10 protein-coding genes are annotated in these 12,150 nt (G+C 69.0%); 8 read left to right on the top strand and 2 right to left on the bottom strand.

From position 1 onward, the window contains the following. The 4 genes from glf to Q4F04_RS12445 form a co-directional block, all read left to right on the top strand. A partial coding sequence (gene glf, locus Q4F04_RS12460) for a UDP-galactopyranose mutase (RefSeq protein WP_303370144.1) occupies window positions 1-1,219 on the top strand: 1,219 nt, incomplete at its 5' end. 4 nt (window positions 1,220-1,223) lie between these two features. Then, window positions 1,224-3,305 carry a glycosyltransferase gene (locus Q4F04_RS12455; protein WP_303370143.1) on the top strand — a complete coding sequence of 694 codons (2,082 nt, stop codon included), beginning with the start codon at window positions 1,224-1,226 and terminating at the stop codon, window positions 3,303-3,305. 10 nt (window positions 3,306-3,315) lie between these two features. Then, window positions 3,316-4,416, top strand: coding sequence for a zinc-binding alcohol dehydrogenase (locus Q4F04_RS12450; RefSeq protein WP_303370142.1), 1,101 nt, complete (start codon window positions 3,316-3,318; stop codon window positions 4,414-4,416). Further along, window positions 4,413-6,728: a glycosyltransferase family 4 protein gene (locus Q4F04_RS12445; RefSeq protein WP_303370141.1), complete on the top strand. Its 2,316-nt coding sequence runs from the start codon at window positions 4,413-4,415 to the stop codon at window positions 6,726-6,728. Before Q4F04_RS12450 ends, Q4F04_RS12445 begins: the two co-directional genes overlap by 4 nt. Window positions 6,729-6,759: 31 nt before the next feature. Here the strand turns inward: Q4F04_RS12445 and Q4F04_RS12440 are convergent, their stop codons facing one another. Then, entirely contained in the window at window positions 6,760-7,146 is a 387-nt protein-coding gene (locus Q4F04_RS12440; protein ID WP_303370140.1) for a DUF2147 domain-containing protein, read from the bottom strand. 138 nt (window positions 7,147-7,284) lie between these two features. On the opposite strand from Q4F04_RS12440, the gene hisA reads away from it, so the two are divergent. The 4 genes from hisA to Q4F04_RS12420 all read left to right on the top strand — a co-directional run bounded on the left by hisA (window position 7,285) and on the right by Q4F04_RS12420 (window position 11,198). Next, a complete protein-coding gene (hisA, locus tag Q4F04_RS12435; protein ID WP_303370139.1) occupies window positions 7,285-8,001 on the top strand; it encodes a 1-(5-phosphoribosyl)-5-[(5-phosphoribosylamino)methylideneamino]imidazole-4-carboxamide isomerase in 717 nt (238 codons plus the stop codon). Between the two features lie 177 nt (window positions 8,002-8,178). After that, window positions 8,179-8,706, top strand: a complete 528-nt coding sequence (gene secG / locus Q4F04_RS12430) for a preprotein translocase subunit SecG (protein WP_303370138.1) — start codon at window positions 8,179-8,181, stop codon at window positions 8,704-8,706. A 148-nt stretch (window positions 8,707-8,854) separates the two neighbouring features. Beyond that, a complete protein-coding gene (locus tag Q4F04_RS12425; RefSeq protein ID WP_303370137.1) occupies window positions 8,855-10,501 on the top strand; it encodes a CTP synthase in 1,647 nt (548 codons plus the stop codon). Window positions 10,502-10,718: 217 nt separating this feature from the next. Next, entirely contained in the window at window positions 10,719-11,198 is a 480-nt protein-coding gene (locus Q4F04_RS12420) for a hypothetical protein (RefSeq protein ID WP_303370136.1), read from the top strand. Window positions 11,199-11,428: 230 nt separating this feature from the next. Here Q4F04_RS12420 and Q4F04_RS12415 read toward each other — a convergent pair. Beyond that, window positions 11,429-12,150: TRCF domain-containing protein (locus tag Q4F04_RS12415; protein WP_368660727.1), on the bottom strand; the 722-nt coding region annotated here is incomplete at its 5' end.

Here is a 12,150-nt window from a genome sequence, read left to right as displayed (position 1 = left end):
GCAGGTGGCCGCCGCCGCCCGCCGCCGGGTGGAACCCACGCCGGTGGACCGCTTCCCCGCCCCCGGCATCCGCCGCGGCGCCCGCGGCTATGACGTGACGGTCTGCGGCGGCGGCTTCGCCGGTTCGGTGCTGGCGAGGAAGCTCGCCGAGGACTCGGGCCAGCGCGTGCTGGTCGTGGACAAGCGCGAACATATCGCGGGCAACGCCTATGACCACCGGGACGCGGCGGGCATCCTTGTCCACCGCTATGGCCCGCATATCTTCCACACCAACAGCGACGAGGTGGTGGGTTTCCTGTCCCGCTTCACCGACTGGCGGCCTTATGAGCATCGGGTGCTGGCGCAGGTGGGCGACAGGCAGGTGCCGATGCCGATCAACCGCACCACGCTGAACCAGCTTTACGGGCTGTCGCTCTCCTCGGATGAGGAGGCAGCCGCCTTCCTCGCCTCGCGCGTCGAGCCGGTGGCGGAGATCAGGACGTCGCGCGACGTGGTGGTGAACGCGGTCGGGCGCGAGCTTTACGAGACGTTCTTCCAGGGCTACACGCGCAAGCAATGGGGGCTGGACCCCAGCCAGCTGGACAAGTCCGTGACCTCGCGGGTGCCCACGCGGACCAACACCGACGACCGCTATTTCACCGACAAGTTCCAGGCGATGCCGCGCGAGGGCTTCACCCGGATGTTCGAGCGGATGCTGGACCACCCGCGCATCGACATCGCGCTTTCGACGGACTTCCACGATCTCAAAGGCGCGGACCGGGGGGCGCTGACGGTCTATACCGGGCCGATCGACGCCTATTTCGGCCACCGCTTCGGGCACCTGCCCTATCGCAGCCTCGCCTTCCGGCACGAGACTCTGGCCCAGCGCAAGCTGCAGCCGGTCGCCGTGGTGAACTATCCCGCCGAGGACGTGCCCTGGACGCGGATCACCGAATACAAGCACCTGACGGGACAGGTGCATCCGATGACCTCGATCACCTACGAATACCCCTCGGCCGAGGGCGAGCCCTATTACCCGATTCCCCGCCCCGAGAACCAGGAACTGTTCCGCCGCTATGACGACCTCGCCCGCGCGGAACGCGGCGTGATCTTCGCCGGGCGGCTGGGCAGCTACCGTTACTACAACATGGACCAGGTGGTCGGGCAGGCCTTGGCGACGCATCGCCGGCTTGCGGCCGAGATCCAGCCTGCAGCGGCGGCGGCGCTGGGGGCCGAATAACATCATGCGAGCCTTGCTCGTGACCGACAGCCCCGAGCCTTCGGGGGTCGGCGAACATATGCTGACCCTGGCCGCCGCCTTGGTGGCCGAGGGCATTGAGGCCGCGCTGGCCTTTCCCGACCATGACGCCGGTCGCCGGCTGGTGGACCGGGCGCGCGCGAGGGGCCTGCTCGCACGGACTGTTCCGGGCGACTGGCACCGCGCCATCGCCCGGGCATCTGCCGACCTCGTCCATGTCCATGCCGGCATCGGCTGGGAAGGCCACGAACTGACCCGTGCCGCCCGCGACACGGGCGCCGCCGTGATCCGCACCGAGCATCTGCCCTGGCTTCTCACCGAACCGGGGCAGATCCGCGAATACGCCGCGGCCTCGGCCCATGTGGACGCGATCATCGCCGTCTCGCGCGAGGCGGGCGAGGGCTGGCGGCGCGCGGCGCGGCGGATGCCCGGCCCGCGCCTGCCGGTGGCGGCGGTGTCCAACGGGATCGAGCCGCACGCCCTGCCCCGCTTCGACGGCCACAACGCCGCGCCGACCATCCTCTGCGTCGGCCGCTTCACCCCTCAGAAGCTGCACCGGACGCTGATCGTGGCGCTGGCCCGGCTGCACCGCCGCGGCATCCCCGCGCGGCTGCAACTGGTGGGCCACGGCCCGCTGATACCCATGCTGCAGCGACTGACCGAACGGCTTGGCCTGGTCCATGCGGTCGATTTCCTCGGCCGCCGCGACGACGTGCCGGAACTGATGGCGCGGGCCGACGTTCTGGCGCTGCCGTCGGCCTTCGAGGGGCTGCCGCTGGTCCTGCTCGAAGCGATGGCGCTGGGGCTGCCGGCGGTCGCCACCCGAATCGGCGGCAGCGTCGAGGCGCTGGGGCCGGACCACCCGTGGCTGGTGACCCCCCGGCGCTCGCGGGATCTGGCGCAAGCCCTTGAAGAGGCGCTCGACAATCCCGAGACACGCGCCATAACTGCGGATCGACAGGTTTCGCGCTTCAACGAACGGTTCACGGCGGCCCGGATGGCCGCCGACACCGCAAGAATATATCGCGCCGCCCTGCGGCATCGGACTGGGGACAGAATGGACAGAGTGAGACTGGGCTTCATCGGCGCGGGCGGCATCGCCCACCGACATTTCGGCGTGCTGGAAACCATGCCCGACGTGGCCGTGGTGGCAGTGGCCGACCCCGACCAGAACCGTGCCGAGGATGCCGCCCGCCGCATGGGCGCGACCGCCTATCCCGATTTCGACGCCATGCTGGCTGATGCCGAACTGGACGCCGTCTACATCTGCGTCCCCCCCTTCGCCCATGGCCCCGCCGAACGCGCCTGCATCGCCCGCGGCCTGCCCTTCTTCGTGGAAAAGCCGATCTCGCTGGACATCGATCTGGCCGAGGAGATCGCCGAGGAGGTCGCCGCTGCCGGCCTCATCACCGCCGTCGGCTATCACTGGCGCTATCTCGACACGATGGACGAGGCGCGGGCGCATCTGGCCCACAACCCCGCCCATCTGATGCAGGGCTTCTGGATCGACCAGACCCCGCCCCCCGATTGGTGGTGGCGCGAGGACCGGTCGGGCGGTCAGGTGGTCGAGCAGGCGACCCACATCATCGACGCCGCGCGCTTCCTCGCCGGCGACGTGACCGAGGTCTTCGGCCTTTCCACGCACCGCGAGCGCGGCGATTTCCCCGGCCTGACCGTTCCGACCGCGACGGCGGCGACGCTGCGCTTCGCTTCGGGCGCGGTGGCGAACCTCGGCTCGACCTGCCTTCTGCGCTGGAACCATCGCGTGGGCCTGCACGTCTTTTCCGACGCCATGGCGCTGGAGATCACCGATCACGACCTGATGGTGGACGTGGGCCAGGGCCGCCCCGTGCGCCACGCCCAGGGCGATCCCGTCTGGCGCGAGGACCGCGATTTTGTCGAAGCCGTCATGGGCCGCGAGAACCGCATCCGCTGCCCCTATGCCGAGGCATTGGAGACCCACCGCGTGGCCCTTGCGATCACCCGTTCGGCCCAGGCGGGCGCCCTTGTGAAGATGGAGGTGCTGCGGGCTGACCCGCAGCCCATCTTTCGTCCATCGCTTGCGTAAGGCCCCGACCATGCCGCACGAGCATCGCACCGTCCGCAGCCTCGGGATCGAGCGGCCGGGCGAGCCGTTCTTCTTCCATTACGACGAAGGCCCTGCCTCCGACGGCCGGGTCCGGCTTGACCTGCTTTACACCGGACTTTCCGCCGGGACCGAGCTGACCTTCATGAAGGGCACGAACCCTTACCTGCACAGCCGTTGGGACGACTGGCAGGGGCTGTTCATCCCCGGCGAGCCCTCGGCCCGCTTCCCGGTCAACTTCCTCGGCTACATGGAATCGGCGCGGGTGTCGGACGCCCGTGCGCCGGGCTTCCGTGCGGGCGACGTGGTCGGCACGACCTTCGGGCACAAGTCGGGCCACACCGCCGACCCGGCCCATGACCTGCTGCTGAAGCTGCCCCTCGGGCTCGACCCGATCTTGGGCATCTTCGTGGCCCAGATGGGCCCCATCGCCGCCAACGGCATCCTTCATGCCGATGCCGAGCAGTTCGGCCCTGCCGTCCCCTTCCTCGGCGCGGGGGTGGAAGGCCGCCCGGTGCTGGTCTGGGGCGGCGGCACCGTGGGCCTGTTCTGCGCGCTGTTCGCGCGCATGGGTGGAGCCTCCGAGATCGTGGTCGTGGACCCCTCGCCCTTCCGGCAGGACATCGCCCGCGCCATGGGCTTCGAGGCGATGGGCGAGGATGACGCGGTGCGCCACGCCAAGACCCTGTGGCACCACAAGATCGGGGGGCGTGGCGCGGAATATGTCTTCCAGACCCGCGCCCGGCCCGACAGCCTCAACCGCTGCCTGCAGGCGCTACGCCCGCAGGGGACGGTGATCGACCTTGCCTTCTATCAGGGCGGGATGGACAGCCTGCGGCTGGGCGAGGAGTTCCACCACAACGGCCTGTCGATCCGCTGCGCCCAGATCAACCGGATGCCGCGCCCGGTAGCGCAGGCTTGGGACCAGCGGCGGCTTGCGGCGGAAACCATCCGCCTGCTGCAGCGCGAGGGCGAGGCGATCCGGCGCCACATGATCACCCATGTCGTCCCCTATGACGACGCGCCGAACTTCCTGCGCCATCTGGTCAGTGACCGGCCCGAGTTCCTGCAAATCGTATTCGACGCGACATGAGGGACGATCTTTCGCCAGCGGGCTTCGACGCGCCGGAGTTCGATCAGGCCTGGGGCGAGATCCCGCCCGACCACTTCCCGCATCCCCACCCGGATGCGGGCAAGATCCGCATCCTGTTCGTCTTCGCCTGGCTGGTCGTCGGCGGCGAGGAAACCGAGGTCCGGCTGCTGGCCCGCCACCTGCCCCGCGACCGCTACCGCATTGACGTGATCCCCTGCTTCCGCAAGCCGGGGATGCCGGATCACAGCCACGACCAGTTGCGGGCCCTGGGCATCCACGTCGACACCGCCGCCTATGACATGGGCTTCGAGGAAACGGTCGACTACCTGCGGCGCAGGCTTTACGATTTCGACGTGGTGGTGTCCTGCCAGGACGTGGCCGACATCTACCCCGCGCTGGAACGGCTGAAGCTGCGCCCGCCGCTGATCGAACACGGCGGGCTGGTGCGCGAGGCCCTGTCCGGCCCCAAGCACTTCACCGCCCGTTATGTGGGCGTCTGCGGTTCCATCCGCGAGGCGGCAGCCTCGAAGATGCCCGACCGCCCGCATCATGCGGTCGAGATCCCCTCGATGGTGGACTTGTCCGAGTTCCGCCCCGAGGCGCGGGAACCCGTCCGCGCCGCCCTTGGCGTGGCACCCGACGAACTTCTGGTCGGCTGGGTCGGCCGGCTCGACCGCAAGAAGCGGGTCGAGGACTTCATCGAGGCCGCTGCCATCGTCGCCCGCGGCGAACCGCGGACCCGCTTCGTGGTCGTCGGCGGGCCGGACGCCTTCATGCCGGAATATGCCGACGAACTGAGGCACCGGGCATGGGAACGGGGTCTGGAACACCGGCTGATCTTCACCGGCGACCGGGGCGACGTGCCGGACCTGCTGGTGGCGATGGATGTCTTCTGCTGGCTGTCGCGCGGCGAGGGGATGCCCCATATCATCGCCGAGGCCGGGGCCGCGCGTTTGCCCGTCATCGCCACGCCCGACAATGGCGCATTGCAGCAGATCACCGACGGCGTCTCGGGCCTGTTCGTCCCGCATGAGGACTCCTGCGCCGTCGCGGATGCGATCCTGCGGCTGGCGCATGACCCCGGCCTTCGCGCCCGGCTGGGCCAGGGTCTGCGCGCCCATGTCGAGGCGAGTTATGCTGTCGAGGCGGTGGTGCCCCGCTGGCAGGCGCTGATCGACGAGGTGCTGGCCGAACGGCGGCCGCCACCCTCGCCCTCGCTGTTCAACAGCTTCGTGCTGGGGGGCTGGGAAAGCTCGACCCACCGTCATGGCTGGGGGCCGCACCGCGACCTGCTGGCGCAGGTCGGCCACGACACCAATGCGGCGCAGGATTACCTGCAGCTTGCGGCGCTGGGCATCCGCACCTGCCGCGACGGCGCCCGCTGGCACCTGATCGACCGCGGCGGGGATTACGACTTCTCCAGCTTCACGCCCATGGTCGAGGCGGCGCGGGACAGCGGCACCCAGGTCATCTGGGACCTGCTGCACTACGGCTGGCCCGAGGACATCGACATCTGGCGGCCCGAGTTCGTGCACCGCTTTGCCCGATACGCCCGCGCCGTGGCCGAACACGTCCGCGACCTGACCGACGACGTGCCCTTCTGGTGCCCGGTGAACGAGATCAGCTTTCATGCTTGGGCCGGGGGCGATGCGCGCTACCTCAACCCCTATGCCGCAGGCCGGGGGTGGGAGCTGAAATGCCAGCTCGCCCGCGCCTCGATCGCCGCGATGGTCGAGCTGCGCGCCGTGGACCCGCGCGCCCGCTTCGTCCATGCCGAGCCGATGATCGCCATCCACCATGCCGACTGGAGCGGACGGCCACGCTGGGAATCGCAGGGCTACCACGACGCCCAGTTTCAGGCCTTCGAGCTGATCGGCGGCTGGATGTGGCCGCAGATCGGGGGCGATCCCTCGTTTCTCGATATCGTCGGGGTCAACTACTACTGGAACAACCAGTGGATTCACGGCGGCAAGACCGTGGACGTGGATGACGTGATCTACCGCCCCCTGTCGGACCTGCTGTTCGAGGTTTCCGCCCGCTACGACCGCCCCATGCTGATCGCGGAAACGGGGACCGAGGGCGACCGGCGCGGGCCGTGGTTCGACTATGTCGCGGCGGAAACCCTGCGGGCGCGGGCGCGGGGCGTGCCCGTGGAAGGCATCTGCCTTTACCCGGTCGCCAACCATTTCGGCTGGGACGACGACCGGCTCTGCCCGAACGGGCTGCTGGGCCACGATCCGGCGGGCGGGCGGCGCAGCGTCGATCCGGGGCTTGCGGCGGCGCTGTTCCGTTCGGGCTTCGCCGGGCGCTGAGACGATGCCGCGCCGGGTGGCGCGGCCCTGTTCACTGCAGCCTGGTCCAAGTCTGCGACCTGCAGATCAGCCCGCCCGCAACGCAGCCCGACAGCTTCATCGAGCCGCCGCTGACCTGCGCCTTGCCGTTGTAGACCTTGTTGTCGGCGGGCCGCAGCACCTTGCCCGCATAGGCACCCCCGCCGGAAGGCGCCATGCCGATCACGATCTGCTTGCCGATGTTGGGCGAGCGGTATTCCTGCTGCCCCTTGAAGGTCCTGACGATGGTCCCGCAGTAAGCCCCACCGCAGGGCACGATCTGGACCAGCGCAACCGACCCCTCGTCGGCCTGCGTCTGCCAGATACCCTCGATCGGATCGGCGGCCAGCGCGGTTGTGGCCGCCAGCGCCAAGGCGGCAGCAAGCGTCATGGTTTTCATGGGTTCCTCCCTTGTCTTTCTGCCCGTGATTGGCGCCGACCGCATCCGTTCCGGCAAGCGTGACGTGAAGTCAGGGCGCACTTTCACGTTTGCCATGCCTGTGGCATGGGGGGCCGGTTGCCAGACGGAGCGCGAGCCATGATCCTTTACCCTGCCATCGACCTGAAGGACGGCGCCTGCGTGCGGCTTCTGCGCGGCGACATGGAGGCCGCCACCGTCTTCGGCACCGACCCTGCGGCGCAGGCCCGCGCCTTCCAGGACGCAGGCGCTGAATGGCTGCATCTGGTGGACCTGAACGGCGCATTCGCGGGCCAGCCGGTGAATGGCGCGGCGGTTGGGGCGATTCTCGCGGCCGTGACTGTCCCTGTCCAGCTTGGCGGCGGCATCCGCGACATGGCCACCATCGAGGGCTGGCTGGACCGCGGCGTGCGCCGGGTGATCCTGGGGACAGTGGCCGTCGAGAACCCCGGGCTTGTGACCGAGGCCGCGCGGCGTTTCCCCCGGCGCGTGGCCGTGGGCATCGACGCCCGCAAGGGCCGGGTTGCGACGCGCGGCTGGGCCGAGGAGACCGAGGTCATGGCGACCGATCTCGCCCGCCGCTTCGAGGACGCGGGCGTGGCCGCGATCATCTATACCGACATCGACCGCGACGGCGCGATGGAGGGGCCGAATGTCGCGGCAACGGCCGATCTGGCGCGGGCGGTGTCGATCCCGGTGATCGCCTCGGGCGGCGTTTCGCGGCTGTCGGACCTGATCGAGCTGCGCGATACCGGCGTGATCGCCGGGGCGATCTCAGGGCGCGCGCTTTACGACGGGGCGCTGGATCTGGGCAAAGCCTTGGCGGCGCTGCGTTGATTTGGCGGCGGCAGCACAAAGACGAGGGGCCGCATGGGTATTTGGGCCGGAAAGAACCCCCTCGCGTTCCGTGACGTGAAGGGTCGGCTGGAATGCACCCGCAGGCAGAGGGGCCGCTTGCCTTCCCGCGACCCCGTGCCTAGATAGGCGCGTTCCGAAACATAAGGCTGCCGCCCCGTGGAAAACGTCGTCCTGACCGTGCATCTCGTCCTCGCCCTGCTGCTGATCGGCGTGGTACTGCTGCAGCGGTCCGAAGGCGGCGGGCTTGGCATGGGCGGCGGCGGGGGCGGCGTCATGACAGGCCGGCAGGCGGCGAATGCGCTGACCAAGGCGACCTGGATCATCGCGGCGGCCTTTCTTGTCACCTCGATCGCGCTGACGGTGATCGCCGCGCGGAACTCGGTCGGCGCCTCGGTGGTGGACCGGATCGCGCCGATGGGCACGCCTGCGCCCGCGACCGGGCTGCCGAGCCTTCCGGCTTATACCCCGCCCCCGGCAGCGGGGCAGCCGGTGCTGCCGCCGGGTGCCGCGCCCGCGCCCGTGACGGCACCAGTGACCGCGCCCGCCGATGGTCCGGTGACGCCTCCAGCCGCCGCGACCGCCCCGGCAGAGGCGCCTGCCGCAGCAGAAACCGCTGCTCCGTCCGGGTCCGCGGACAACGTCACCACGCAGACTGTGCCGATCACTCCTGCGCCTGCCAACTGATCAACCGGAATCCGGGGCGCGCGCCTGACTTGCGCCCCTTTGAGACATCGCGGTCCGTTGCGGCATCGCAGGGAATCGGTTATAGCCCGGCTCCCGTGATGGCGGTGGCGGATCGTTGCCGCATTGCCGAACTCACGGGGGCTTTTTCATGGCGCGTTACATCTTCATCACCGGCGGCGTCGTGTCCTCGCTGGGCAAGGGGCTGGCGTCGGCGGCGCTTGGCGCATTGCTGCAGGCGCGGGGCTACACGGTGCGGCTGCGCAAGCTCGACCCCTACCTGAACGTCGATCCGGGGACGATGTCGCCCTTTGAACATGGCGAGGTCTTCGTGACCGACGATGGCGCCGAGACCGACCTTGACCTCGGGCATTACGAGCGCTTCACCGGCGTTTCCGCCCGCCGCACCGATACCGTCAGCGCGGGCCGCATCTATTCCAACGTGCTGGAAAAGGAACGCCGGGGCGAATACCTGGGCAAGACCATCCAGGTAATCCCCCACGTCACCAACGAGATCAAGGACTTCCTGGCCATCGGCGAAACCGAGGTCGATTTCATGCTGTGCGAGATCGGCGGCACCGTCGGCGACATCGAGGGCCTGCCCTTCTTCGAGGCGATCCGCCAGTTCTCGCAGGACCGTCCCCGCGGGCAATGCATCCTGATGCACCTGACGCTGCTGCCCTGGCTCGCGGCGTCGGGCGAGCTGAAGACCAAGCCCACCCAGCACAGCGTCCGCGAGTTGCGCGCGATCGGCCTGGCCCCCGACGTGCTGGTCTGCCGGTCCGAGCAGCTGATCCCCGACCGTGAGCGCGCCAAGATCGCCCTGTTCTGCAACGTCCGCCCCGACGCGGTGATCCCGGCCTATGACCTCAAGTCCATCTACGAGGCGCCGATGGCCTATCACCGCGCAGGGCTGGACCGCGCCGTGCTGGACGCCTTCCAGATCAGCCCCGCCCCCAAGCCCGACCTGCGCAAGTGGGAGGACGTGATGGACCGACTGACCAATGCCGAAGGTGAGGTCCGCATCGCCATCGTCGGGAAATACACGCAGCTTGAGGATGCATACAAATCCATCTCCGAGGCGCTGACCCATGGCGGCATGGCGAACCGCGTCCGCGTCCGTCCCGAATGGATCGCGGCCGAGGATCTGGAGGCCGAGGACGGCATCCACCTGCTTGACGGCTTTCACGGCATCATCGTCCCCGGCGGCTTCGGCGAGCGGGGCACCGAGGGCATGATCGCCGCCGCGAAATACGCGCGGGAAAAGCACGTCCCCTATCTCGGCATCTGCCTGGGGATGCAGATGGCGGTGGTCGAGGCCGCGCGGAACCTTGCCGGCATCGAGGACGCCGGGTCCGAGGAGTTCGACCACGAGGCGGGCGCGGAACGCTTCACCCCGGTCGTTTATCACCTCAAGGAATGGGTGCAGGGCAATTACAAGGTCCAGCGCAAGCCCGGCGACGACAAGGGCGGCACTATGCGGCTGGGCGCCTATACGGCGGTGCTGAAGCCCGGCAGCCGCGTCTCCGAGGTGTATGACGGCGCCACCGAGATCGAGGACCGCCACCGCCACCGCTACGAGGTGGACGCGGCCTACCGCGACCAGCTTGAAAGCTGCGGGCTGATCTTCTCGGGGATGTCGCCGGATGGCCGCCTGCCCGAGGTGGTCGAGATCGAGGATCACCCTTGGTTCATCGGCGTCCAGGCGCATCCCGAGCTGAAGTCCAAGCCCTTTGCCCCGGCGCCCCTGTTTGCGGACTTCGTGCGCGCCGCGAAGAAGCAGGAGCGGATGGTGTGAGCCATCCGTCCCGGATATCGCTGCCATCTGCCTGATCCGCCCGAGGAGAGGAGAGCAGGGCCGACATCCAAGGGATCCCACCTTCCTGGCAGAGCGAGGCGCTTGCAGAAGACGCCTCGGATCCCGGCCCGCGGGCGGCCTGCGTCTGAAATCATGTCATCAAGATCATTGCCCTATCCGGGCTTGAGCGGCACGGAACCCGCTTTAGACTGGTCCCATGAATAATCCGTCAAGATCGGGCCTCATTGCTGCCCTGCTGCTCGGGGCGTCTTCCGCGCTTGCAGATGCGCCGCTGTTCATCGTGCAGCCCGCGCAGATGCCCTTCGATCTCGGGCCGGGGGCGCCCGCCAACCAGTCCTCGCGCAGGCAGAACTTGCCGACTGCGCCTGGCAACAGCGGCGGTGCGCCGGGGAACGGGTCGGGCATCCGGGCAAATGCGCCGGACAACCCCGCGAACGGCCCGGAGGGCGGGCGGGCGATCTGGGCGGGGGATGAGCCGGTGGGCTATTACACCACCAACGGCGGGACGCTGAACCTGTTCGATTCCCGCGGGCGGCGGGTGGCCTATCGGCCGGGCGGAGGACATACGCGCTCGCTGTTCTCGCCCGAGGGGCAGTGGTGCGGAACGGTGGCGGATACCGGCGGCGGGATGGCCTTCGGCATGACCGAGGCCTGCGCCGGGCGCTTTTTCCGCTGACAGGCGTTCGGGGGCATGGCGTCAGGTCTCAGGTCCCCTTGTCGGCCTGGACATCCGCCTTGCTCGCCCTGTGAGAGAAGCAGCGAGGATCGGATTTACTGCGGCTTCCCACGTTTCTACGGGACGTCGCGCCTGCCCTTCGCAACCGGGTGATCGCCCGCCCCGTGCCGTTCCCCTGCGTCAAGCCGGTGTCGGGCCATCCGGCGCGGGATACAGGGCCTTGTCCCGGCCTAGCTCCAGCGTCCCTCCGGCTTCTTCGGCTTCACGGAACGCGAGACCTGCGACCAGCGGGTGCGGCCCGCCTCGCCCGGCCTCGATCCTGGCTTGTCCGATGTGGCGCTGCGGCCCTGCTTGGAGGCCGTGGGCGCTGGACGAGTTTCGGTCTTCGCCCCGGGCAGAGAAGCCGCGGCCTTTGCCGTCGGTTTTTCGGCCGGACGTGCCACCGTCGCATCTGCCTTTCCCCCCGCCTTGATCTTGGCCGCCAGATCCTTCGCCACGGCGAAGGCGCCCTTGATGCGGTCGGCCTCGGTCGGCCAGGGGCGGCTGACGACCAGCTTGTTGTCGCTGATCCGCGCGGCGCCCTTCTGTTCGTTCAGGAACTCGACCAGCCCGGCCGGGTTCGGGAACTTGTCCTGATGGAACTGGATCGTCGCGCCCTTCGGTCCCGCCACCAGCGAGGCGATGTTGGCGCGCTTCGCCATCGCCTTGATGCGGATGACCAGAAGCAGCGTGTTCACCTCGCGCGGCAGCGGGCCGAAGCGGTCGATCAGCTCGGCGGCAAAGCCCTCAAGTTCGACCTTGGTGGTCAGTTGGGCGAGGCGGCGATAAAGGTCCAAGCGCACGTCCAGGTCAGGGATGAAGCTTTCCGGGATCGTCACCGGCACGCCCAGGTTCAGTTGCGGCGCCCATTCGTCGTCGGGGGTGCCCTCAAGCTCACCGGATTTCAGCTTGG

The sequence above is a fragment of the Paracoccus sp. (in: a-proteobacteria) genome, assembly GCF_030536915.1.
GTDB lineage: Bacteria > Pseudomonadota > Alphaproteobacteria > Rhodobacterales > Rhodobacteraceae > Paracoccus.
Note: the sequence above shows the minus strand (reverse complement) of the source record. Positions and strands in the feature narration are given on the sequence as shown.

Coding starts and splice junctions, on each gene's coding strand:
- Q4F04_RS12455 (WP_303370143.1), top strand. CDS start 1,224: ATGCGAGCCTTGCTCGTGACCGACAGCCCCGAGCCTTCGGGGGTCGGC.
- Q4F04_RS12450 (WP_303370142.1), top strand. CDS start 3,316: ATGCCGCACGAGCATCGCACCGTCCGCAGCCTCGGGATCGAGCGGCCG.
- Q4F04_RS12445 (WP_303370141.1), top strand. CDS start 4,413: ATGAGGGACGATCTTTCGCCAGCGGGCTTCGACGCGCCGGAGTTCGAT.
- Q4F04_RS12440 (WP_303370140.1), bottom strand. CDS start 7,146: ATGAAAACCATGACGCTTGCTGCCGCCTTGGCGCTGGCGGCCACAACC.
- hisA (WP_303370139.1), top strand. CDS start 7,285: ATGATCCTTTACCCTGCCATCGACCTGAAGGACGGCGCCTGCGTGCGG.
- Q4F04_RS12425 (WP_303370137.1), top strand. CDS start 8,855: ATGGCGCGTTACATCTTCATCACCGGCGGCGTCGTGTCCTCGCTGGGC.
- Q4F04_RS12420 (WP_303370136.1), top strand. CDS start 10,719: ATGAATAATCCGTCAAGATCGGGCCTCATTGCTGCCCTGCTGCTCGGG.